The sequence below is a fragment of the Paracoccus sp. S1E-3 genome, from assembly GCF_013868135.1.
Classification (GTDB): Bacteria; Pseudomonadota; Alphaproteobacteria; order Rhodobacterales; family Rhodobacteraceae; genus Paracoccus.
On the sequence record NZ_JACEMU010000004.1, the window covers coordinates 44,511 to 67,285 of the forward strand.

A 22,775-nucleotide genomic window follows, 5' to 3' on the forward strand; every position below is an offset into this window, starting at 1 on the left:
CCACCGCCGTCGCTTACAGCAGGAAATCGTCCACGCTCATGTTGTGGACGCCGGTCAACAGGATGTTGAGGTCGTATTTTCCGTCGCCGTTCAGGTCGGCCTGCACATAGGTCTTGTTATAGACCCGGTCGATATAGACCCCCAGATCACCCGCCTCCTTCAGATATTTGCCGCCAATGAAGGTGAAGGCCTGGTTGCCGGCAAGATTGGCATTGGCGTCGATCGCCGACAGATCCAGCACATCGCCGCTCGAGGTGAGGAAGTCGTTGATCCGGTCACGCCCCTGGGTGTCGGTGAAGACAAACACATCCGCGCCCGACCCTCCGGACAGAACGTCATCGCCTGGGCCGCCCACGAGCATATCGATCCCGTCGCCACCATTCAGGTGGTCGACGCCATCGCCGCCCAGCAGCAGGTCATCGCCGCCATTGCCGCGCAGGGTGTCGTTGCCGCCCAGGCCCTCGAGGCGGTTGTTCTCATTATTGCCGGTCAGCAATTCGCCGCGTCCGGTCCCGATCTGCACGTTGGCCACACCGGCCTGAAGGCCGGTGGTAGGGGTGTTGTTGTCCTGATTCCCCAGCGTGGCATAGGTCGAATAGGCCGCCTTGCGGTTGCCCCAGGAATCCAGCAGCCCGAAGCCGGCATCGATCGCTGAATCCTGATAGCTGAACCACATGATCGGGCCGGCCCAGCTGAGGTTCTTGGCCAGAGCCACCGATTCACTCAGGACCTGCGCCTGTTCGGCCGCGGACACCGTCACCCCGCTGCCCGAGGTGGGGGCGCCCATCTCGGTCATCCAGACCTGCTTGTCCGCATCGCCATTGGCCAGCATGGTCCCGCGAATGCCGGTTTCCATGATCTCCCAGCCGTTCCAGGCGGCGTTGTTGCTGGGCATCAGCGGATAGGTATAGGGGTGATACCCGACGGCATCGAAATAGTCGCCGCCACCATTGGCATAAACCTGCTGAAGGTAATCGACCGCGCCCCACATGCCGCTGCCGGTGGAGGGGACTGCCGCCAGGCCGCCGGTGATGACGGTGTCATCGGCATCGACGGCCTTGATCGCGGTATAGGTCTGCTTCAGCGCTGCGGCATAATCGGCCGGGGTGACGCCATGCTTGTTCTGCTCGTTCAGGATCTCCCAGTGGTTGACCTTGTCGCCATAGCGCTCGGCCGCGGCACGGGCGAAATCCGCTAACGCCTTCTGAGATTCGGAGGTCGACAGCGTCTTGTCCAACCATTTGGGCACATTGTTGAAAACGGCCAACACCTCCATGCCGGCACTGTCGATGGCGTTGAAGACCTTGTCCACCAGCTTCCAGTTATATCCCCCGTTCTTGGTCGGCTGGACGAGATCCCAGTGAATGTCCAGACGCACCCAATCGACCCCCAGTTTTGCGTAGTCGGCCAGTTCGGCGTTCATGTCGGCGGTGGAACTGCCCAGCAGCTCGCCAAAGGGTGTTGCCATTCCCAACTGTCCCGAGGTGACTTTTGTTATTGCCATTTGTCGCTATCCATTCCGATTGAAATCCGGCCCGAGCCTCCTCGCGCCGGCGCAACCGTAGAATGCGGCAAACTTCAGGCCACAACCCTTAGTTCTTAAAATTGTCTCGATAGGCGCGCCAAGCAGGTTTTCGCCGACTTTTTTCGTCGAGAATCCCGAACCAGTGCTCATTATTGCCGACGTCGTTTCCGAGGTCGCGATAGCCGTACCAGAACAGCGGGCCGGCCCAGCCCGATTCGCGTGCCAGACGGACGCCTTGGCGCAGGGTTTCAGCCTGTTCTTCCTCGCTGACGCCGCCATTGCCCTCGTTGGTCGGGGCGCCGAATTCGGTGATCCAGATCGGCTTGTCGCCATCGCCGTTGCGGATCATCACCTGACGCAGCGGTCCGCTCATGATCCCCCAGCCGTTCCAGCGCCAATCGGCATCTGGCGTGTCGGGATAGCTGTAGGGGTGATAGGCGACCGCATCGAAGGCGTCGCCGCCCCCGGCGTCATAGACGCCTTGCAGGAAATCCGGCGCAGTATAGTGCTGGATGTTGAAGGGCGGCCCGGTCCATCGCGCCGCGGCCATTCCGCCAAGGATCACCGTCGCCTCGGGGTCCTGTGCCTTGATGGCGCGATGGGCGGCGATCAGCAGCGCCGCATAGGCGGCGGGATCGGGATGCGGGGGCCAGTTGCCGGCCAGGTTCGGCTCGTTCCAGATTTCCCAGACCCGCACGCCGCGCGGCTTGTAGCGTTGCACGGCCGCCGTCAGGAACCGGCCAAAACTGTCGGGATTGACCGGGGTCGAGGCGCCGTCGCGGTCCTTCTTGGCCCAGTCGGGCGTGGTGCCGACCACCGGCAACAGCTCGATGCCGAATTCCTGCGCAAGATCCAGGACATGATCGGTTTCGGACCAGTCATAGCTACCCGGCCCCTTGGCCTGCACATCGGCCCAGTAGATGTCGGTGCGCAGCCAGCGCACGCCGAGCTCGGCGAAATCGGCGAATTCTGCGCGCAGATCCGCCTCGTCACGGCCCCGCAGCGTATCCAGCCCGACGGCCAGACCCGCTGTGCCGGCTGCGACGGGCGCATCCTGCGCCGTCGCGGGCAGGGCGGTGAGGATGGCCATCATCAACGCGGCGCAAAGCTGCGCGAAAACAGGGGGGACGACGGACATGCAGGCATCCTTTCCGCGGTCACGGCTCAGGCGGCCAGCCTGTCAGAGAAAGCGCACCCGGCGCAACCGGCGCATGACCCCGGTTTCGCGATGCAGCTGGCCAGACCGGAGCAGCAGCTTGTGGACGATGTTGCGGCGCTTAAATCCCGGCGGGATTGGGACCGGAACTGCCCCGCCGACCGGCACCCATTCCTGCCGGTCGATCCCCGATTCCGCATCCAGCGCCTCGACCGCGTCGAGCCAGGCCGAAACGATGGTACCCGCGCTGCGCCGCGCCCAGGCCGGCACACCTTCGGGCGGCTCGACCCAGGGGTTGGTGTTGATCTCGAACAGTTGCGGGCGGCCGTCGACCACCGCGTAATCGGCGCGGCCATAGTCGATCCGGGTCACGTCGAAGGCGCGCCGCAGCGCGTCGCGATCCTCGGTTCCGGTCAGGAAGGCCAGTTCGATCTCGGGTTGAGCGACGCCTTCGGGGTTGGAATATTCCCCCTTGCAGACCCAGTTGCGGCTGACATCGCGCGCGGCCGGGAAAAGCCGGTCGCCCACGCGCATGTAGGAGCGCTTTTCGTGCAGCCCCTCGGCATTGCGGGCGTCGATATATTCGGTGATGGCAAAGCCATCCGGGCTGTTCAGCGCGGCCACGGCGCGGTCCAGTTCCGCCGCATCGCCGATCAGGGTCGAGCGCGGCCCCTCGTGATCCTGCATTCCACGCAGAAAGACCGGATAGCGCAGATCCTCGGGCGGCGCGGTCACGGGCATCACCCGGAAGCCGTTGATGCCCGCCTCCCACAGCCGTTGCATGATGGTCAGCCGGTCGACGATGCGGTCGGGACGGTTCAGGATCCGCGTGCCCGGCATGGCCTTTTCCAGCTGGGCGATGCGCAGCGGTGTGGCGGCCAGCCGGTCGGGGGTCAGCCGCTCGATGTCCAGGAAAAGGTAGGTTGCGCGCGGCAGTTCCGGGAGCGACAGGAACTCGCCGTAGGAGAGGATGAACATCCGGCCATGCAGGGGGTGGTGACGGGTCTCCAACACGTCCCGCACGGCGTATTGATGTTCTTCAGATATGATGAAGGCCAGCAAGGGATAGCTCTGACTTGGTAAAACACTAGCGACTGCGCAGCAGCCGGACGAAGTCGCGCATGCAGCGCGGACAGACAACCGTCATGATGAGCGGATAGACCACTACCCCCGCCAAGACAATGCCTGCAAGCCCCAAACCCGAGACCTGTGGCCTGTCCGATGACAGGAACAGCCAGTGCAGGATGGCCGCCATGAGCAGCGAACCGATCCAGATCCGAACGATCTCGATCAGGGCGGTTTTCAGCGCGCGCCCCGAGATCGGCAGCGCCAGCGCCAGCGCGATCAACACCTTGGCGGCCTCATAGGTGATGAAGGCGATGCCGACCGTCTGGCCGAGGCCCGCCCAGGCGCTGAGCAGGAACGCCGCGACCATGGCGAGCAGCGACAGCGTGCTGCCGTAAAGGCCGTATTCCGGCCGCCCCAAGGCCGAATAGCCCGAATAATAGAAGTTGAACGGCAGCGAAAAGGCCACCGCCAGACAGAGCATCTGCGACAGCGGGATCGAGGATTCCCAGCCCGGACCGACCAGCATCGGCAGTAGCACCGGCGAGACCACGGCCAGGCCGACGAAGGCCGGGATGATGAAGAAGCCGGTATCGGCGGTAATCTCGGCCGCCTTGACGGTCAGCTTGCGCGCATCCGTCTGCAGCCGGACCAGCACCGAGAAGGCGAGGTTGTGCCCCACGCTCAGAAGCGCCGAACGCAGCGGATCGACGATGCGCAGCGCGATGTTCAGCATTCCCAGCACCGCCTGCCCGAAATAGGCGTTGATCAGGAAGGACAGCGTCGCAGGACCGGCATTGGTGACGCCCACATCGGCAAGATGCAGCCAGGAAAAGCGGAACAGTTCGCGAAAACGCGCCGGATGCCAGCGCATCGGGATCCAGATCCGCTGGCCGCGCCATTTCATCGCCGTCAGGGCCAGGACCGGGAAGAAGACATTGGGCAGCAGCCGCTGCAGGATCAGCGAATAGACACCCCAGCCGGCAAAGGCCGCCAGCACCGCAAAACCGCTGCCCAGCACCGTGCTGAGCGCATTGCAGACCGACAGGTCGACAAAGCGGCGATGCCGCCGCGCGATCGCGCGCGCGACCGCGCCGGGGCCCTGCGCGAACAGCAGCAGGCTGCCCGCCACCAGCGCCAGCGCAAAGCCGGGCGCGTCCGACAGCCGCTCGATCACCGGACCGAGCAACGCCGAAAACGCCACCGAGATCGCTGTCAGCACCGCCGAGACGAACAGCGAGGTTTCCAGATGGCTGGTATAGAGCTTGCGGCGTTGGGCCAGCGATTCCTCGAAGGGAAGGCCGATGAAGGCGGACATGATCGTGGTCACGCCCAGCACGAGGCTGGCGAGGCCAAATTCCTCGGCGGTCAGAATCCGTGCCACCACCATGGTGCTGGCCAACTGCACGGCCAGCCGGGTGATGGTATCGGCGGCAGAGGCGCCAATCCACAGCTTGAAACTCGCCATCATTAACCTCAACAAATCACGCATCTCTTGCAGTCAATTCCATGGCGGCACAAGGGCGGCGCGCTCACGCCGGTTCGGGTCCGGGACAACCGACGCGCGAGACGTGCAACCACCGGTCTGTGACGAAAGAACAATTTTTCGCCAGACGGGTTGCAGGTATGGAAATTCCGCCCAAATGCGGATCATCTCGGGTCAGAAATTCCGTTCCCCGACACCGGAGAAATTCCGCTTATGACCGCGAAACCTTGCGGCGGACATGGCAAGTATGAGGCAGCAAGTACCGGTGCGGCGGAAATCTCATTGGCAGCACGCCATCTCTGCCGGTGGACTGATGTCCGGACAGAGCGGCGTCACGGTCGCGTCGCTGTGGGGCAATTCCCCGCCTGCCGGATGCGGGCGGATATGGGCGATCTGTGGGTGAAATCTACCGGGTCCAGCAAATGTAATCCTTTTCATGTGAAATGAAATCCTTTACATACATCCTCGCGCCTCCGGGGGAGGAGGTGGATCAAGGGAGATTTAGATGACGAAATCCATGCTTACCCTGCGCGGCCTGCTCGCGGGCACCTCGATGCTGGCGGTCTCGGTTCTGGGGACTGCGCCGGTTGCGGCGCAGGACCGCGACACCGGCACGCTGCCGATCGCGGTGCAGATGTACACGCTGCGCGATTCCGGCACGCTGGATGACCAATTGGCGGCCGTTCAGGCCGCGGGCGTGACGGCGGTGGAAACCGTCGGCATGCAGGATACCGACGCCGAAACGCTGGAGGCGGCGCTCGACAAGCACGGGATCACGGCGATTTCGACCCATGCCCAACTGGCTGACCTGCGCGACAATCTCGATGCAGTGATCGCCTTCAACAAGGCCATCGGCAACACCATCCTGGTGGTCCCCTTCCTGAAGCCCGAGGAGCGTCCGACCGATGCCGCTGGCTGGGCGGCACTCGGGGCCGAACTGAAGGCGATCAGCGACAAGGTGAAGGCCGAGGGCATGACGCTGGCCTATCACAACCACGATTTCGAGATGGCCCAGTTCGACGGCCTCAGCGCGCTGGAAATCATGATGGAGGCCGCCGGCCCCGATGTCCTGACCGAGCTTGACCTGGCCTGGGTCGCGCGCGGCGGCTTTGATCCGGCCGAATATCTGGGTCGCTTCGACGGTCGCGTCTTCGCCGTTCACGCCAAGGACAATGCGCCCACAGGTGAGGCTGCGGATGAAAAAGGCTTCAAGGCGCTGGGTCAGGGCACGCAGGACTGGGCGGCGATCCTGCCCGCGGCCGAGGCTGCGGGCGTCGATTGGTATATCATCGAACATGACCAGCCGCTGGATGCGCCCGCCGTCGTCAAGACCGGGGCCGAGTTCCTGACCGCAAACCTGCCTGAAGGCGCCACCCGCCCGTGACCCCTCAAAGCAAACGGGCCGCGACTGGCGCGGCCCGTTTTCGGGTCTCGGATCACGCTTACAGCGGACGGACCCAGATATTGCGATAGCTGACATCGGCATCGTGATCCTGCAGCTTGATCGGTGCGCAATCATGCGCCTTGTAGCTGGGATAGCCGATCCATTCGGTCGGCCCCTGCAACTGCGCATGGTTCTGCACCACCACGCCATTCTGCATCACCGTGACATAGCCCGGCACGCGCAGGCTGCCATCCTCGGCGAAGATCGGGGCGGTGAAGATGATGTCATAGGCCTGCCACTCGGCCGGCCCCCGTGAGGCGTTCACCAGCGGCGGATGCTGTTTATAGATCGAGCCTGCCTGACCGTTCACATAGGTCGGGTTGTCAGCGCTGTCGAGCACCTGCACCTCATAGCGTTCCTGCAGGAAGACGCCGCTATTGCCGCGATCCTGGCCGTTGTGGCCCTGATCGTTCGGCGGCGCACGCCATTCGATATGCAGCTGCGCATCGCAGAAGCCTTCCTTGGTGCGGATGTCGCCCTTGCCGCGCGCCACCGACAGGGCGCCATCGGCGACCAACCATTCGGCGGGGCCGCCCTCGGCCGCTTCCCAGGCGTCCAGGTTGGTGCCGTCAAACAGCACCACCGCATCCGAGGGCGGCTGCCCTTCGGGCGTGGCCACCAGCGCCGGCACCGGTTCCCAGATCTCGGTCACTTCGGATTTGGCGCGCCGGACCGCCGGGTCCTCGGCATCCTGCGCGAAAGCCGCACCCGCCGCCACGCCGAACGCCGCGCCAGCTAGAAGCATCTTACTGATTTTCATGTGAGATTCCTTGATGGGATGAAGGAAAGACGGCCCCGCACTGCCGGGGCCGTCACAGGATCAGGTGGCCCAGGCGGGTTCGCCCTTGTAGTCCAGATCGCCGATATATTCGCCCGGCACCGCCTCGTAGCGCAGCACCTCGGTCGCGCCGATCTGCGAGGTGAAGAAGCCGAACAGCGTCAATTGCTGGATGGGGGTGAACCAGTGCAGCTTCGGCAGGTCCTTGGCGATCGCCGCCAGCGCCTCGTCCGCCGCCATGGCGTCATTGGTCTGCTGGGCGATGTCCTGCTTCTGCTTTTCCAGTGCCGCCTCGACCACCTTGGCCTGATCGGCCGCCACAAGGGACGCGGCCTGCAGGAATTCCTGCCGCTCCTCGGGCGTCAGATCAGTGAAGGGCTTGCCGTATCCGGCCTGCGCTTCGGATTTCAGCGCCTCGATCCCCGCGCGGAAATCGGCCTGCTCGTCGGCGGTGAAGCAATCGCTGACATAGACGGTCATGAAGGTGCCGACCTGCGCATCCTTGGCGCCGGGGGTGTCGGTTTTCGGGATGATGACCTCGGCCACCTCGTCCAGGAAAGCGGCGTCTTCGGGGGTGAAGATATTGGCGCCGGTCGTCGTCGGATCATAGGCGAAGGCCCGCCCGCTTCCCACCAGCGCCGCCCCGGTGAAGGCGGCAATCATCGACAGAAGTTCACGGCGATTCATCATAGATCTCCTGATTTCAGGGCGTTGACGGCATGTTCTGCCGCACGCGCCGTCAGTGCCATATAGGTGAGCGAGGGGTTCACGCAGGCCGATGAGGTCATGCAGGACCCATCCGTCACGTAGACGTTCTGCGCGTCCCAGACCTGATTGTGCATGTTCAGCACCGAGGTTTTCGGGTCCCGGCCCATCCGCGCGGTGCCCATTTCGTGGATGCCCATGCCGGGGGCGTAGTCCTTGACCACCGGTTTCACATCCTTGACGCCGGCGGCCTCGAAGATCTCGACCGCGTCCTGGGTCATGTCCTCGCGCATCTTGCGTTCGTTGTCGCGCAGGTCGACGCTGACCGCGAGCACCGGGTTGCCCCATTTGTCGGTCTTGCCGCGATCCAGCGCGATCTGGTTGTCGTGATAGGGCAGCATCTCGCCAAAGCCGGTCATGCCGATGGTCCAGTCGCCCGGCACCGACAGCGCCGCCTTCAGGTCCTTGCCGATGTTCAGTTCGGCCACGTCGCGCTGCCAGCCCTCGCGGCTGGCCGAACCCTGATAGCCGAAACCTCGCAGGTAGTCGCGGCTGTCATCGCCGATATTGCGGAAGCGCGGGACGTAGAAGCCGGCCGGGCGGCGGCCAAAGTAATACTTGTCCTCGTAACCCTCGACCGTTCCTTCGGCGCCGACGCGGAAATGGTGGTCCATCACGTTATGGCCCAACTCGCCCGAGGACGAGCCGAGGCCGCCTTCCCAGATATCGGTGGCCGAATTCATCAGCACCCAGGTCGAGTTGAAGGTCGAGGCGTTCAGGAAGATCACCTTGGCGGTATATTCATAGGTCTGATTGGTCTCGGCGTCGATGATCTCGACCCCTTTGGCGCGCTTGCTGTCCTTGTCATAGATCACCTGCCGCACGATCGAGAAGGGGCGCACCGTCAGGTTGCCGGTCGCCACCGCCACCGGCAGCGTCGCCGACTGGGTGCTGAAATAGCCGCCATAAGGGCAGCCCAGCCAGCATTTGTTGCGATACTGGCAGTTGACGCGGTTCTGTTCGGGCTTCGGCTCGGTGATATTGGCGCAGCGCGAATGGATGAGGTGCCGCTTGCCGCCAAAAGCCTTCTGGATGCGGGCGGCCACGTCCTTTTCGACGATGTTCAGCGGGATCGGCGGCAGGAACTGGCCATCGGGCAGCTGCGCCAACCCCTCGACCGAACCGGAGATCCCTGCGAAACGCTCGACATGGTCATACCAGGGCGCGATATCGGCGTAGCGGATCGGCCAGTCGATGGCCACGCCTTCCTTGGCATTGGCCTCGAAGTCGATATCCGAGAAACGATAGCTCTGCCGTCCCCACAGCAGCGAGCGCCCGCCCAGCTGGTAGGCGCGGAACCAGTCGAAGCGCTTCTGCTCGACATAGGGGTTTTCCTGCTCGTTCGCCCACATGCCATAGGTCTGTTCGTTGAGCGGATAGTCGCGCTTCAGAACCGGATAGTTGTCCTTCATCTCGACCGTGGCTTCGCCGCGATGGGGGTAATCCCAGGCCTCCTTGTCCGTGTTCACGTAATCGGTGACATGCTCGATATTGCGCCCGCGTTCCAGCATGAGGACCTTCAGTCCCCGCTCGGTCAGTTCCTTGGCGGCCCAGCCGCCGCTGATCCCGGAACCGACGACAATCGCGTCGTAATGCATGTTTTCGGCCATCTGGCTCTCCTCCTGATAATGGCTTGATATGGCTTCAATTTACGGGCTTACACGTCGCAGATCAGGACGGCCTGGCGCAGCGCTTCAGCGGCCTGGCCGGGGTCCGTGGACGAGGGCATGAATTCCTGCGCCAGATAGCCGCTGAAGCCGCTGTCGCGGATCGCCCGGCAGATGGCGGGATAGTTCAGCTCCTGACTCTCGTCGATTTCATGGCGGCCGGGATTGCCGGCGGTGTGGTAATGGACGAACCAGCGATTGTGGTCGTTGATGGTGCGGATCACGTCGCCTTCCATGATCTGCATATGATAGATGTCATAGAGCAGCCCGAAATTCGGCGCGTCCAGCCGCTGGCACAGCGCGATCCCCCAGGGGCTGCGGTCGCACATGTAATCGGGGTGATCGACCTTGCTGTTCAGCAGTTCCATCACCAGCGTCACGCCGGCCTGCTGCGCGGCGGGCAGGATGCGTTGCAGGCCGAGGGCGCAATTGGCCAGCCCTTCCTCGTCGCTGAGGCTGCCGCGATTGCCGGAAAAACAGATGAGGTTGCGATAACCGGCATCGGCAACCAGACGGATATGGTCCAGATAACGCTGCTCCAGCGCGTCGTGATGGGCGGGATTGGCCCAGCCGTCTTCCAGGCTGATCTCGGCGCCGTTGCACATCGAACTGTCAAGCCCGTGTTCCTTCAGCACCGCCCAGTCATCCGGCCCGCAAAGGTCGATCGCCTGCAGCCCGATTTGCTGACCCAGCCTGCACAGATCCGGCAGCGACAGGTCGCCGAAAGTCCAGCGGGCGACCGAATGGTTGATGTTGCCCTTCAGGGCCGGGGCCGTCGTCGGGGCAGGGCTGGCCTGCTGCGCGGCGCCCGGCGATGCCACCCCCAGCGCCACCATGCCCGCCGCGCCCTGCAACAGTCTGCGCCGGCCGGGACTGTGCGGCAGGCCAGCCGATCGGATCGTTTCGGTCATCGTCTTTCTCCCCTCGCATGATGCCGCCCAAGGCGCTGCGTCATGCCTCAAATTGAACGATAAAAAGCCATGTAACCGTTTACAATTTCAGCCGGGCGTTATCGCTGCAGGACCGCATTTACCGAAGCGGCTGACATGAGGCCGGGGCACGCCGGCCCGCACAGGTCCACGCGCGCAGGCGCCGCGGCCCACAGGGCCGGAAATCGCCGGATGTCGTGATCGTCACCATTCCCCCTCCCGGATCTCCCCTTCCGGTCCGATTCACCTGTACAATCGGTATGTAATCGGTTACAGGCACGTTCTCACAGGATGAAATGGTTTACAACCGCCTTTTTTTGCGCTCAGGCTTATCTGAGATTCCAACCCGGCAGGACCGCTTGAGCACGACCCGAAAACCGCCCCGGATACATGATGTTGCCCGGCTGGCCGGGGTTTCGGTGGCGACGGTCAGCCGGGCGATGTCGAACCCCTCGATCGTCAGCGAGAGCGCCCGGCGCGCGGTGGAACAGGCCATCGCCGAGACCGGCTATACACTGAACGTGGCGGCGCGGAACCTGCGTCAGCAACAGGTCGGGGGCGTGCTGGCGCTGGTGCCCAAGCTCGCCAATCCGTTCTTCTCGGTGATCCTGTCGGGCATTGCCGACGTGCTGCGCGGCAATGGGCTGAACCTGCTGGTGCTGGATACCAGCATTCAGGGCGGCAATGGCCGGCGCGAGGCGATCGGCGCCTATCTGAACCGCTCGCGTTCGGACGGGGTGATCGTGCTGGACGGCGGGCTGGATGCGGATCTGTTCCGCCAGCCCAACTGTCCCCCCGTGGTGCAGGCCTGCGAATGGATCGAAGGACTGGAAGCGCCGCGCGTGCTGGCCGACAACGCTGAAGGCGCGCGGCTGGCCATCGACCACCTGATCGGCGTTGGCCATCGCCGCATCCTGCATCTGACCGGGCCCGAGGGCAATTCCCTGACCTGCGCCCGTCGTCAGGGCGTTCTGGCCGGCCTTGACGAAGCGGGCCAACCCGAAGCCGCCACCACAAGGATGAGCGGCGATTTCTCGTTACGGTCGGGCCATGCCGCAGCCGCGCGGCTGCTGGAGATGGCCGACCGTCCGACTGCGGTGTTCTGCGACAATGACGAGATGGCCATCGGACTGATGAACGGGCTTGCGCAGGCCGGATTGCGGGTGCCGCAGGACATCTCGGTCGTGGGCTTTGACAATATCGAGATGTCGGCTTATGCGCTGCCGCCGCTCACCACGATCCGCCAGCATCGTGACCGGTTGGGCCGACGCGCGGCGACCATCCTGCTGGCGCGGATGCATGGCGAGGGGAGCGCTGATGAGGAAGTGCTGCCGGTCGAATTGTTGTTGCGCGCGAGCACGGCGGCGCCGGCCGAATGACGTATGGCCCGGATGCTGCCCGCTAGCGGCGCGGGCGGTGTGAGCAGGTCTTGGACGGACAACACCGCCGCGCCGCGCTCGGGGGAGCGGCCCCCGTTCGGCGCTGGTTTCCCGTGTGATCTGCGGCCCGGCGTCGCCATGGCCATCGACTTTTCGGCATCTTCTCTCGGGGGACCGGATCGGCACGGCGCGGAGGCGGCCGAAAGGCTGGCCTGCGGCACCGCATTGCCGGGACTGGACCAGGGGCCCTCGCAGAAGGCAGTCTGACCCCGCAGCATACCGGTCAGATCATCGCGCGCCGCATCGCTGGTCTCGCGATGTTCACCGACGATCATACCGCCATCCCCTGATGGGCCACCCTCGCCGATGGGAAGACGGCGTTCTTCGCCGCCGTCAAGGGCTCGACCGCCGACCCGTTTTTCGACGACCGCACGCGGGCGATCCAGTCCGAGAGACGCTGCCCTTGCCGCGGGCGGTCAGTCGAACTGGCCCATGCGTTCCAGCGCCTGACCTTCGGCGTCGAACAGGTGGCAGTCGGCGGCGCGAAAACTGACCTCCACCGGCTGGTCATCGGCGGTGGACTGGCTGCCCGGCAGCACGAAGCAGAAGGTTTCCTCGCGGCCGGGCAGGGGGGCATAGCCGATGGTCTGCGCGCCCAGCTGTTCGACGACATTGGGGGTGATGGTCATGTTCGCCTCGCCCCGGCCGATCCCGACATGTTCGGGGCGAATGCCCAGCGTCAGGGGCGCGCCCGCCAGCGCCTTGTGGCCGGCGACCGGGATCAGCAGGCGCTGTCCCTGAAAATCGACTTCGACGCCTGCCGCCGTCACCTCGATCCCCGTGACCGGCAGCATGTTCATGCGCGGATTGCCGATAAAGCCCGCGACGAAGGTGTTCCGGGGCTTGTGATACAGCTCCAGCGGCGCGCCGACCTGGGCGATATAGCCCGCGTTCAGCACCACGATGCGGTCGGCCATGGTCATCGCCTCGACCTGATCGTGGGTGACATAGATCATCGTCGCCCCCAGCTGCTTGTGCAGGCGCGTCAGCTCGATCCGCATGTCGGCGCGCAGCGCGGCATCGAGGTTCGACAGCGGCTCGTCGAACAGGAATATCTCGGGATCGCGGACGATGGCGCGGCCGATGGCCACGCGCTGGCGCTGCCCACCCGACAGCATTCCCGGCTTCTGCTCCAGCCGCTGATCGAGATGCAGGATCTTCGCCGCCGCCTCAACCTTCTCGCGGATGGTCGCCTCGGGCGCGCGTTCGACGCGCAGCGGGAAGGCGATGTTCTCATAGACCGACATATGCGGATAAAGCGCGTAGGACTGGAAGACCATGGCGATGCCGCGCTTGACGGGGGGCAGATCGTTGACCCGCCGGCCGTCGATCACGATATCGCCGCCGCTGGTATGTTCCAGCCCTGCGATCATGCGCAGCAATGTGGACTTGCCGCAGCCCGAGGGGCCGACGAAGACCATGAACTCGCCATCCGCGACCTCCAGCGAGACGCTTTTGACGACCTCGATGGCGCCAAATCTTTTCACGATATTCTTCAGCGTCAGCTGGCCCAAGATGCGTTTCCTTTCCCTCACGGCAAATCGGCCCGGCCGCAACGGCGGCCGGGCCTTCGGCTGCCTCACTTATACTCTTCGAGCGCCCCTGCGGCTTTGGTCAGTGCCGCCTGCGGTTCGGCCGATCCGGTGACGACGGATTGCACCATCTCGATCATCACGTTCTGGAAACCCTTGTAATCGGTGAACAGGGGTTCCGGGCCGCCGAACTCGATGCCGTCGACGAAGGGTTTCCAGAAGGACTGGTCGGCCAGCAGCTTGTCGACGGCCGGGCCGGGGCGCAGCGGCGTCAGACCTGCGGCGCCGGCGGCTTCGTATTCCTCCTGGACCTTGGGCTGGGTGATGTATTTGGCGAATTCGATGGCCTTTTCCTCGACGCCCGAATCCTTGAACACCGCCAGGCTGTCGGTGATCATCAGCGTGCCCTTGCCCTTGGCGTCCGGGCCAAGCGGCAGATCGGTCACGCCCCAGTTCATGCCCGCTTCCTCGGCGAGGAAAGCGGTGCTGACGGCGGCCTGCAGCATGCCGATCTGACCGTCGAGGAAGATCGCCCGCATCTCGTTCTGTTCGTAGGCAGTGGGACCCTCGACCGAATAGGGGGTGATGTCCTTGTAGGCCTGAAGGGCGGCCAGCACCTGCGGGCTGTCGATCACGATATTGCCTTCGGCATCGATGATCTTGCCGTCATTGGTGTACACCCAGTGCAGGAACTGGTGCATGGTGTTGTCGAAGGTCTTCGCCGACAGGCCGTAACCCGCCTTGCCGGTCTTTTCCTTGATGGTCTTGGCGTATTCGATTTCCTCGGCCCAGGTGGTCGGCGGCTTTTCCGGGTCGAGGCCGGCTTCCTTGAACAGGTCCTTGTTCCAGTAGAGCGCCTTGGTCGAAAGCGCGATCGGCACACCCCATTGGGTGTCGTCGAAGGTCACGGTTTCGACGATATTGGGATAGTAGGCGGCCTTTTCCTCGTCGGTCATGGGCACCGGCACGATCAGGTCGCTCAGCGCGAATTCCTTCAGCGTGCGCGAGCCCACATAGGCGATCGCGGCGGGGCTGCCGGCGGCGGCCAGCGTGGTCGCCTTGTCCTGACACTGCGCCCAGCCGACGACCTCGGGTTTGACCTGGTCGTCGGGATTGGCGGCGTTCCATTCCGCGATGTATTTTTCATGCGCCGCATCCAGGCGGTCGCCGCAATAGATCCAGCTGATGTCGGCCGCCAGCGCCGGCAGGGCGGTGGTTCCCGCAAGGGCCAGTCCGATCAGGCTACGTTTGAGGATGATGTTCACGTTGCAGACTCCCGGTTGTGTTATGGCTTATTGTTTCACCGCGCCGGCGGTCAGCCCACCGACGAGATAGCGTTGCAGGAAGAAGATGAGGACCAGGGCGGGCAGGATGCCCACGAAACTTGCGGCCATCAGCTCGTTCCAGACCACGTCCTGCTTGCCGAAGAAGGCGTAAAGCCCGATCGGCAGCGGCATGTATTCCGTCTTCGAATTGAAGGTCAGGGCAAAGATGAACTGCTGCGAATAGGCGCCGATGAAGGTCACGATGGCGACCACGATGATACCCGGCATGGCGATGGGCAGGATCACCCGGCGGAAGGTGTAGAACTGGCTGGCGCCGTCCATATAGGCGGCCTCGTTCAGTTCGGCCGGGATGCGCATCATGTAGGTGCGCAGAAGCCAGATCGCTGAGGGGATCAGGAATGCCGCCCCCGGCACGATCATCGCCCAATAGGTGTTCAGAAGCCCCAGCGTCCGCATCAGCCGGAACAGCGGGATCAGCAGCACCGCGCCCGAAAACATGCTGACCGCCAGAAACGCCGCCAGGACCAGCCCCATGCCGCGAAAATGGAAGCGCGCGAAGGCGTAAGACGCCGGCACCACCAGCAGCAGCACGATGGAGGTGGCGATGGTCGAGATCAGGAAGGAGTTGAAGATATAGCGCGCAAATCCCGGCACCGTCTTCCACAGGTTCGTATAGGCCGCGAAGGAGCCGTTTTCGGGCCAGAAGGTGTAAGGCGAGGAAAACAGCTGCGAGAGCGGTTTCAGGCTGACAAGAAACCCCTCGATGAAGGGCGACAGCAGGAAGAACAGGAAGGCGAAGATGCCAAGATAGATCAGCACGATCTCCCACCAGCGATAGCGGTCGATCATCGGCGTGTCGTCGTTGCGGAAGATCGCCATGATTCTCCCTCCTATGCCTTTTCGGTGGCGTGCAGGCGCCGGGTGATGCGGAAATAGGCGATGCAGAACAGCGACAGGAAGATGCAGATCACCACCGCGCGCGCGGCGCCCTCGCCATATTTCTTGGACCCGATGGCGGTCTGATAGGTGTCGATGATCATCGTCGTGGTTTCACCTGAAGGCCCGCCCCGGGTCAGGATCCAGATGATGTCGAAACTGTTGAAGGTGGCGATCAGTGACAGCATCGACATAGTGATGATCGCGGGCGACATCAGCGGCAGGGTGATGCGGCGGAATCGCGTCCAGCGGCTGGCGCCGTCGGTCCAGGCGGCCTCGTAGAGGTCCTTGGGAATCGCCTGCATGGCGGCAAGGAAATAGATCGTCACCATCGGCACCCCGATCCAGACATCGGTGACGATGGTGGCCCAGAAGGCGGTGCTTCCATAGGCGAGGAAGGCCACCGGTCCGTCCACCAGCCCGAAGCGTTGCAGCAGGCCGGAAATCATCCCGAACTGGCCGTTATACATCCAGCCCCACATGAAGATGCCGATGGCCATGGGCACAATCCATGGCGGCATGGTCAGGATACGGAACAGGTTGCGCCCCGGCACGGCGGCATTCAGCAGCACCGCGCCACACATGCCGATGATCATTTTCAGCAGGACCGAGAAGAAGGTCCAGACGAAGGTCCGCCCGATCACCGTCAGGAAGGTGTCGTTGAAGATCCTCCCGTAATTCCGCCAGCCGACATAATTGGTCACCTTGCGCAGCGAGGCATCGGTGAAGGACAGCCGGAAGGTCTCGACCAGCGGCCAGGCGACGATGATCAGCACATAGAGGATCGCCGGGGCCAGCAGCGCCCAGGCGAAGATCATGGCGGATCGCGACCGGTTCATCGATCAGGCCGCCTTCTGGATCAGCGCGTTGTCATAGCGGTCCCAGATCGGGGTCATGTCGATCACCCGGCCGCTGCGGCGCGCCTCGTCCATGGTCAGGGCCAAGAGGCCTGCCTCCAGCGCCTGCAGGGTCGATACCGGCAGCGGGCCACCCTTCATCACGTGATGCACGACTTCGGCCGCCATCTGTTCGTCGGCGCCGTAGTGCTGGGACAGGGCGGTGGCCTTGTATTCGCGCGTCACCACGCGGGATTCCGACAATACGTCGGTCACGTTCAGGAACCCGCGAATGAAGTCGCCTTCGGCCTGGCCGCGGGTGCCGAAGACGGCGAAGCGGCGGAACTGGTCGGGGGCGTTCAGGTTGGTGTGGAAATTCATCCCGACGCCGTTTTCATATTCGACGATGGCGACCTGATAATCGATGATGTCGGCATCGGTGTCGAAGACCTTGTCCGACCCGTTCCAGCCCGAGGGCTTGCGGTGATACAGGCTGAGATCGTTGATGCCGTCATTGCGCGGATCGTTCGCCGGCACAAAGGTCTTGCGGCCGCCAAAGCTGGCCACGCGGAGCGGGCGCGCCCCGATCAGCCCGTTATACAGGTCCAGATCGTGGCAGCATTTTTCCAGCATGAAGCTGCCGGACCATTTTTCATAGCGCCGCCAGTCGCGCATGAAAAACGCGCCGTGATAGGGATAGATATGCTCGGCCGCCTCGACCGAGACGATCTGACCCAGCTGGCCCGCATCGCGCGCCGCCAGCAGGTCGCGATAAAGCGGCGCATAGCGCAGCACCAGCCCAACCATCAGCCGGTCATGGCCGTAACGGCCCATCAGTTCGGCCAGTGCATAGGTCTGCTCGATGGTGGCGACGATGGGCTTTTCCGAGAAGATCTTCGCCCCCGCCTCCAGGCCCATGCGGATATGGTCCAGATGCAGGTGGTTGGGCGAGCCGATCATCAGCAGATCAAAGCCGCCGGCCTTGATCAGCGCCTCGGGCGAGGGATGGCTGATGCCCGGCGAGATACCGTGTTCCTGAAGCGTGGCCAACCCGGCCGGGGCAGGATCGTAATAGCCGACGATCTCGAAATTCGGGTCCATTTCGGTAAAGACATGGCCAAGATAGCCCAGCCGATAGCCCAGACCGATGATGGCAACTTTCATCAGAGCCTCCCACTCCAAAGAAATTCATTTTCTTTAGATTGCCCATTTCTGCCGGGTCCGTCAACCATTTCTGCGCAGGATGACCGGTGATGATGTAATTAATTTTCACGTGACGCAGGATCGATGCCCGCGCCCGGCTTTTTCGCAGCGGCATTCGCCAGCCCCAGGACCGCCGCGCCGATCAGGCCCGGCTCGATCCGGCATTCGGCCGGTACCAGCAGCGGGCGGTCGATCCGGCGCAGGATCAGCGGCCGTACCGCCTGATCCAGTGCCGCGACCAGTGCGGTCGTCTTGGACAGCCCGCCCCCCACCGGCATGATGCCCGCGCCCAGCAGATTCTGGATCATCGCCAGCGGAGCGGCCAGCAGCTCGATCCAGATGGCGATGGTGCGGGCGGATTGCGCCTCGCCCGCCTGCCATCCGGCGATGATGGCAGGGCTGTCACCGGCCGCGCCGGGATGCAGGTGGCGATGCAGCATTTCCAGCCCGCGCGCCCCGCAGACCGCGTCCAGACAGCCCGCGATGCCGCAGCCGCAGGGAAAGGCGGGCAGGGTGATCTCGGGCTGGCCCAGCACGCGTTGGGCCACCGGTCCGTGGCCCCATTCGCCCGAAAACCCCGCGCGGTTGAGAAGCTGGCCGCGCACCACTACGCCGCCGCCGATCCCGGTGCCGAGAATCACCCCCATCACCACCTCATGCCCGCGTCCGGCGCCGACGGTTGCCTCGGCCAGGGCAAAGCAATCGGCGTCATTGGCCAGATCGACGGGAAGGCCAAGCTCGGCCTGCAGTTCGCCATGCAGCTTGCGGCCGTTCAGGCAGGGGATATTCGCCACCCGCGCCGCACCGGTTTCGGGGTCCAGCACCCCGGCGATGGAGATGGCGATCCGCTGCGGGGGCACCGGCGCGGCGGCGATGGCGTCGCGCAGCACCTGGGTGAAGGCGTCGAAATCCGTGCCGGGCGTGGGCACGCGGCCGTGCGGGCGGACATCGTCGGGGGCGTAGGCATGGGCGGATTTGATGGCGCTGCCGCCGATGTCGAAGCACAGGATCATGGGGTGCCGACCTGCTCGCCCCCGATCCATGTCGCGGCGGCGGTGATTTCGGGTGTCAGCGCCACGAAATCGGCCCGCGCGCCGGGTGCCAGATGGCCGATATCGGTCGCGCCCACCGCCTGCGCAGGGAACAGCGTCGCCAGCTGCAGCGCCTCTGCCAGCGGCAGGCCAAGCTGCAGATGGACATGGCGCAGCGCATCGATCAGCGCGATATCGGCGCCCGCCAGCGTCCCGTCCGCCAGCGTCAGCCGCCCTTCCTTGCGGAAGATCTGCCGGCCGTTCAGCTGAAATCCGGTCAGATCGGTGCCGATCGTCGACATCGCGTCCGAGACGAGGAACATCCGCCCCGGTCCCGCCTTGGCCCGCAGCGCGATCCTGAGCGCGGCCGGATCGACATGGAAGCCGTCGGCGATCAGACCGGCCCAGACACGCCCGTCATCCAGCGCCGCGCCGGTCAGGCCGGGGGCGCGATGGGTCAGGGGGCTCATGGCGTTGAACAGATGGGTGACCATTCGCGCCCCGGCGTCAAAACCCGCCTGCGCCTGATCGAGGCGGCAATCGCTGTGGCCGAGGCTGACCACCGCGCCCGCCTCTGCCAGCGCGGCGATCTGGGCTGGGGTCGCGGCCTCCGGGGCGAGCGTGCAGATCAGGTGCGGCAAGGCGCGGGCGGCCGCGGTCAGGACGGCGAGGTCCTCGGCGGTCATCTGCCGGATCAGGGCCGGGTCATGGGTTCCCTTGCGGCGTGGATCGAAATGCGGGCCTTCCAGATGCAGACCCAGAAGGCCCGGCTGGCCGGTGGCGATGACGGCGGCATCGATGGCGGCGCGGGTGACCTCCGGCCGGTCGGTGATGAGCGTCACCATGGTCGCGGTGGTCCCGAAACCGGCATGGGCCGCACAGATCCTGGCGATGCCCTGCGGAGTGGGATCGTCGTTCAGCATGGTGCCGCCGCCGCCATTCACCTGCAGATCGACCAGCCCCGGCACGATCCAGCCGGGCGCGACGGGGGCGCCCTCGGCCTCGGTCGCGGGGGTGATCGCGACGACGCGGCCCCGATAGAGGTGGAGGGCCGCGTCCTCGTGCCAGCTGTGGCCGTCGAAAATCCGCCCGGCGCGGATGGCGGAAAGCGTCATGGCGTTCCTCACCAGACGGTGCCGCGGGCCAGCAGCGGCTCGACCCGCGTGACCACGCCGTCGCGGTGGAAGACCATGCGGTCGAACAGGTTCGACACCACGCAGGTATGGTTGGGCACCACCCGCACCTGCTGGCCGATCTGCGGCAGCGGTCCGGTGCAGGCGGAGAGGTCGACGACCGCATGTTCCTCGGAAAGCGAGGTGATGCGCGCGCCCGCCAGCCCCTCGATCTCGCCGAAATCGGCAAAGCCCAGCAGGTCCGAGGTCAGCGCCTTCGATCCCGCATCCAGCACTGCCCGCGTCGGCGTCGGGCGCGAGACGACCGTGGCCAGCACATGCATCGCCAGATCCTGCGGCCCGCATTCCCCCGCCCGCACCATCGCGCGGTCGTTATAGACATAGGTGCCCGCGCGATGTTCGGTGGCCGCGGGCACCTGATGCGCCTTCCACAGATCCGGGCTGCCGCCGTTGGAGCGCACCGGGCAGTCGATGCCCTTCGCCGCCAGCAGCGCCATGGCTTCGGACAGGAAAGCCTCGACTGCCTCAGCCCCTCCGGCTGCCGGATAGGTCAGCAGACCCGCGAAACGCAGGCCGGGCGCGGCAGCGATCTGGGCGGCCAGATCTGCCGCCGCCTGCGCGGTCTGGACGCCCGCGCGGCCGCCGCCGGTGTCGCATTCGACCATCACCGCCAGCGGCTTTGCGTCGGCGAAGGCCTGCGCGTAGCCCGCAATCGTTTCAGCGCTGTCGGCGCAGACGGTCAGCCGCGGCACCTTTTCATTCAGCGTGCGCAGCCGCGCCAGCCGCGCCGCGCCGAGGATGTTGTAGGTGATCAGGATATCGTCGAAACCGGCATCGGCGAAGGCCTCTGCCTCGGTCAGCTTCTGGCAGTTGATGCCCACCGCGCCCGCCGCCAGCTGCGCCCGCGCGACCGAGGCCAGCTTGTGGGTCTTGATATGCGGGCGAAAGGCCAGCCCATTCGTGGTCATGTAATCCTGCGCGCGGGCGATATTGGCGGCCAGCCGGTCCTCGTCGATGACCGGCATCGGGGTCGGCACCTCGGACAGGGGGGTGCCGGGGGCGGGCCAGGGAAAAGTCATGTCTTGTCTCCGAACGGATCGAGGCTGCGCGGCCAGATGTCCTTGCGCACCAGCCGGTAGGGGGTGGTTGCCGGATCATTAGGATAGGGTTTGCCGGCCGAGCAATAGATGATCTCGGTCGCGATGGGCTGGAAGGCCGCGTAGAAGTGATTGGTCGATTTGATGACCAGAATGCGGCAGGCCAGCGGGTCGATGCCGAGCGCCGAAAACAGCGAAGGGTCGTAGCTTTGCGCGCGCACGGTATTCAGGATCACCTCGATCCCGGTCTCGGTGCCCTCGGGCGTGAGCACGGCGATGCGGACGGCGGGACCGAAGGGGACGACGCTTTCGCCGAAACGCATCTCGGCCGTGGGGTTGATCCGCAGCACGCGGATCAGCGCATCGACCGGATCGCCGGTGAAGGGCGCGGATTTCGCCCCGAAGCGCAGCGGCACTTCCGCCCCTTCGCCCGCGACCATGCACAGCTGCACCGCGATGGGGTCCCAGATCGTGCCGATGGCCGTGCCAGTCGCGCCCTGCGCCAGCAGTTCATGCAGCAGCACGGTGGCATCGCCCGCCGTGCCGCCGCCGGGATTATCCCACATATCGGCGATCACCACCGGACCGGCCGGCGCCGCCATGGCCTGCGCCACCGCCTCGGGTTCCGCCAGCGCCGGCATCAGATGGCGGCCGCGATTGGCGTAAAGCTCCTGACCCAGCCGCCGCGCCAGTTCCGCGCCGAGGTCCGGTGCCGCATCGGTCACGGCCAGCACCTTGGTGCCCATTTCAGGGACATCACCCGCCATGAAGCCGTGAATGGCGGAGAGCGACAGGATGCGCGGATCGGACTGTTCCAGTGCCATCATGCGGTCGACAAAGCCGCGCATCGGCTCGCGCGAGGTCGGGAAAACATCGATCATCCGGCAGTCGTAAACCGACATGACCGGCTGCACCCGTCCCTCCAGCGTGTCGACGGCGATGCGCCACAGGTCTTCGGCCCGGTCGACGAAATCGGTATGGGGGAATTCCTTGAAGACGGTGAAGAAATCCGCCGCCGCGACCCGCTTGGCGGTCAGGTGGCTGTGCGGGTCCAGCTCGGCGCAGAGCAGGACATCCGGGCCGATGATCTCGCGGATGCGGGTCAGCAGGTCGCCCTCGGGGTCGAGATAGCCCTGCGCCACCATTGCCCCGTGCAGGCCCAGCACCACCCCATCGACCGGCATCGCCGCGCGCAGCTGGTCGAGGATTTCGTCGCGCAGGCCCTCATAGGCCCCGCGCGAGACGAGGCCCGCTGGATCGGCCCAGGCGGCGGTGCCCTCGATCAGGGTCCAGCCCTGTTCGGCGCAGACACGCCGGCCGACGGTGATCGGCGCGGTGCACAATGTCGGCGTGTCGGGGTGCTGACCGGGGGGCGCATAAAGCGAATCCTCGAAGCCCCTGCGGTCGATGACGATGGGCGAGAAGGTGTTGGTTTCGGTCGCCAGCGCGGCGGTGAAGACGCGCATG

The 22,775-nt window shown here is 64.9% G+C and carries 19 protein-coding genes; 2 read left to right on the top strand and 17 right to left on the bottom strand.

Annotated elements, in window-relative coordinates; translation table 11 throughout:
- Positions 1 to 13: 13 nt before the first annotated feature.
- The 4 genes from H1S04_RS00275 to H1S04_RS00290 all read right to left on the bottom strand — a co-directional run bounded on the left by H1S04_RS00275 (position 14) and on the right by H1S04_RS00290 (position 5,214).
- Positions 14 to 1,468 (bottom strand): cellulase family glycosylhydrolase, encoded by a 1,455-nt coding sequence (locus H1S04_RS00275; protein ID WP_181743577.1) that lies wholly within the window; start codon positions 1,466 to 1,468, stop codon positions 14 to 16.
- Positions 1,469 to 1,592: 124 nt separating this feature from the next.
- On the bottom strand, positions 1,593 to 2,663 hold the full coding sequence (locus H1S04_RS00280; RefSeq protein ID WP_181743578.1) for a cellulase family glycosylhydrolase: 1,071 nt from the start codon (positions 2,661 to 2,663) through the stop codon (positions 1,593 to 1,595).
- Positions 2,664 to 2,705: 42 nt separating this feature from the next.
- Positions 2,706 to 3,704, bottom strand: coding sequence for a hypothetical protein (locus H1S04_RS00285; RefSeq protein ID WP_220185056.1), 999 nt, complete (start codon positions 3,702 to 3,704; stop codon positions 2,706 to 2,708).
- A gap of 64 nt (positions 3,705 to 3,768) precedes the next feature.
- On the bottom strand, positions 3,769 to 5,214 hold the full coding sequence (locus tag H1S04_RS00290) for an oligosaccharide flippase family protein (protein WP_181743580.1): 1,446 nt from the start codon (positions 5,212 to 5,214) through the stop codon (positions 3,769 to 3,771).
- 523 nt (positions 5,215 to 5,737) lie between these two features.
- On the opposite strand from H1S04_RS00290, the gene H1S04_RS00295 reads away from it, so the two are divergent.
- Complete coding sequence (locus H1S04_RS00295; protein ID WP_255435406.1) at positions 5,738 to 6,616, top strand: sugar phosphate isomerase/epimerase; 879 nt, start codon at positions 5,738 to 5,740, stop codon at positions 6,614 to 6,616.
- A gap of 58 nt (positions 6,617 to 6,674) precedes the next feature.
- Here the strand turns inward: H1S04_RS00295 and H1S04_RS00300 are convergent, their stop codons facing one another.
- From H1S04_RS00300 to H1S04_RS00315, 4 genes are read right to left on the bottom strand one after another with little or no spacing between them, the layout of a single operon-like run.
- Positions 6,675 to 7,436 (bottom strand): DUF1080 domain-containing protein, encoded by a 762-nt coding sequence (locus H1S04_RS00300; protein ID WP_181743581.1) that lies wholly within the window; start codon positions 7,434 to 7,436, stop codon positions 6,675 to 6,677.
- A gap of 60 nt (positions 7,437 to 7,496) precedes the next feature.
- Positions 7,497 to 8,141 carry a gluconate 2-dehydrogenase subunit 3 family protein gene (locus H1S04_RS00305; RefSeq protein WP_181743582.1) on the bottom strand — a complete coding sequence of 215 codons (645 nt, stop codon included), beginning with the start codon at positions 8,139 to 8,141 and terminating at the stop codon, positions 7,497 to 7,499.
- A complete protein-coding gene (locus H1S04_RS00310; protein WP_181743583.1) occupies positions 8,141 to 9,829 on the bottom strand; it encodes a GMC oxidoreductase in 1,689 nt (562 codons plus the stop codon). The genes H1S04_RS00305 and H1S04_RS00310 overlap by 1 nt, the downstream gene beginning before the upstream one ends.
- A 47-nt stretch (positions 9,830 to 9,876) precedes the next feature.
- A complete protein-coding gene (locus H1S04_RS00315; RefSeq protein ID WP_255435407.1) occupies positions 9,877 to 10,797 on the bottom strand; it encodes a hydroxypyruvate isomerase family protein in 921 nt (306 codons plus the stop codon).
- A gap of 377 nt (positions 10,798 to 11,174) precedes the next feature.
- Here H1S04_RS00315 and H1S04_RS00320 point away from each other — a divergent pair, with 377 nt between their 5' ends.
- A complete protein-coding gene (locus H1S04_RS00320; protein ID WP_255435408.1) occupies positions 11,175 to 12,194 on the top strand; it encodes a LacI family DNA-binding transcriptional regulator in 1,020 nt (339 codons plus the stop codon).
- Positions 12,195 to 12,670: 476 nt separating this feature from the next.
- Here the strand turns inward: H1S04_RS00320 and H1S04_RS00325 are convergent, their stop codons facing one another.
- From H1S04_RS00325 to H1S04_RS00365, 9 genes are all read right to left on the bottom strand, one after another.
- Positions 12,671 to 13,768, bottom strand: coding sequence for an ABC transporter ATP-binding protein (locus H1S04_RS00325; RefSeq protein WP_181743585.1), 1,098 nt, complete (start codon positions 13,766 to 13,768; stop codon positions 12,671 to 12,673).
- A 65-nt stretch (positions 13,769 to 13,833) separates the two neighbouring features.
- Complete coding sequence (locus H1S04_RS00330) at positions 13,834 to 15,051, bottom strand: extracellular solute-binding protein (protein WP_298945390.1); 1,218 nt, start codon at positions 15,049 to 15,051, stop codon at positions 13,834 to 13,836.
- 27 nt (positions 15,052 to 15,078) lie between these two features.
- A complete protein-coding gene (locus H1S04_RS00335) occupies positions 15,079 to 15,951 on the bottom strand; it encodes a carbohydrate ABC transporter permease (RefSeq protein ID WP_255435409.1) in 873 nt (290 codons plus the stop codon).
- An 11-nt stretch (positions 15,952 to 15,962) separates the two neighbouring features.
- On the bottom strand, positions 15,963 to 16,847 hold the full coding sequence (locus tag H1S04_RS00340; RefSeq protein ID WP_181743586.1) for a carbohydrate ABC transporter permease: 885 nt from the start codon (positions 16,845 to 16,847) through the stop codon (positions 15,963 to 15,965).
- Positions 16,848 to 16,850: 3 nt separating this feature from the next.
- Positions 16,851 to 18,008, bottom strand: a complete 1,158-nt coding sequence (locus H1S04_RS00345; RefSeq protein ID WP_181743587.1) for a Gfo/Idh/MocA family protein — start codon at positions 18,006 to 18,008, stop codon at positions 16,851 to 16,853.
- A 98-nt stretch (positions 18,009 to 18,106) separates the two neighbouring features.
- Entirely contained in the window at positions 18,107 to 19,060 is a 954-nt protein-coding gene (locus H1S04_RS00350) for an ROK family protein (protein WP_181743588.1), read from the bottom strand.
- Positions 19,057 to 20,193, bottom strand: coding sequence for an N-acetylglucosamine-6-phosphate deacetylase (nagA, locus tag H1S04_RS00355; protein WP_181743589.1), 1,137 nt, complete (start codon positions 20,191 to 20,193; stop codon positions 19,057 to 19,059). The genes H1S04_RS00350 and nagA overlap by 4 nt, the downstream gene beginning before the upstream one ends.
- 8 nt (positions 20,194 to 20,201) lie before the next feature.
- On the bottom strand, positions 20,202 to 21,290 hold the full coding sequence (locus tag H1S04_RS00360; protein ID WP_181743590.1) for an alanine racemase: 1,089 nt from the start codon (positions 21,288 to 21,290) through the stop codon (positions 20,202 to 20,204).
- Complete coding sequence (locus tag H1S04_RS00365; protein WP_181743591.1) at positions 21,287 to 22,774, bottom strand: M81 family metallopeptidase; 1,488 nt, start codon at positions 22,772 to 22,774, stop codon at positions 21,287 to 21,289. The genes H1S04_RS00360 and H1S04_RS00365 overlap by 4 nt, the downstream gene beginning before the upstream one ends.
- Position 22,775: the final 1 nt, after the last annotated feature.

Coding starts and splice junctions, on each gene's coding strand:
- H1S04_RS00275 (WP_181743577.1), bottom strand. CDS start 1,468: ATGGCAACACCCTTTGGCGAGCTGCTGGGCAGTTCCACCGCCGACATG.
- H1S04_RS00280 (WP_181743578.1), bottom strand. CDS start 2,663: ATGTCCGTCGTCCCCCCTGTTTTCGCGCAGCTTTGCGCCGCGTTGATG.
- H1S04_RS00290 (WP_181743580.1), bottom strand. CDS start 5,214: ATGGCGAGTTTCAAGCTGTGGATTGGCGCCTCTGCCGCCGATACCATC.
- H1S04_RS00295 (WP_255435406.1), top strand. CDS start 5,738: ATGACGAAATCCATGCTTACCCTGCGCGGCCTGCTCGCGGGCACCTCG.
- H1S04_RS00300 (WP_181743581.1), bottom strand. CDS start 7,436: ATGAAAATCAGTAAGATGCTTCTAGCTGGCGCGGCGTTCGGCGTGGCG.
- H1S04_RS00305 (WP_181743582.1), bottom strand. CDS start 8,141: ATGAATCGCCGTGAACTTCTGTCGATGATTGCCGCCTTCACCGGGGCG.
- H1S04_RS00310 (WP_181743583.1), bottom strand. CDS start 9,829: ATGGCCGAAAACATGCATTACGACGCGATTGTCGTCGGTTCCGGGATC.
- H1S04_RS00315 (WP_255435407.1), bottom strand. CDS start 10,797: ATGACCGAAACGATCCGATCGGCTGGCCTGCCGCACAGTCCCGGCCGG.
- H1S04_RS00335 (WP_255435409.1), bottom strand. CDS start 15,951: ATGGCGATCTTCCGCAACGACGACACGCCGATGATCGACCGCTATCGC.
- H1S04_RS00340 (WP_181743586.1), bottom strand. CDS start 16,847: ATGAACCGGTCGCGATCCGCCATGATCTTCGCCTGGGCGCTGCTGGCC.
- H1S04_RS00345 (WP_181743587.1), bottom strand. CDS start 18,008: ATGAAAGTTGCCATCATCGGTCTGGGCTATCGGCTGGGCTATCTTGGC.
- H1S04_RS00350 (WP_181743588.1), bottom strand. CDS start 19,060: ATGATCCTGTGCTTCGACATCGGCGGCAGCGCCATCAAATCCGCCCAT.
- nagA (WP_181743589.1), bottom strand. CDS start 20,193: ATGACGCTTTCCGCCATCCGCGCCGGGCGGATTTTCGACGGCCACAGC.
- H1S04_RS00360 (WP_181743590.1), bottom strand. CDS start 21,290: ATGACTTTTCCCTGGCCCGCCCCCGGCACCCCCCTGTCCGAGGTGCCG.
- H1S04_RS00365 (WP_181743591.1), bottom strand. CDS start 22,774: ATGCGCGTCTTCACCGCCGCGCTGGCGACCGAAACCAACACCTTCTCG.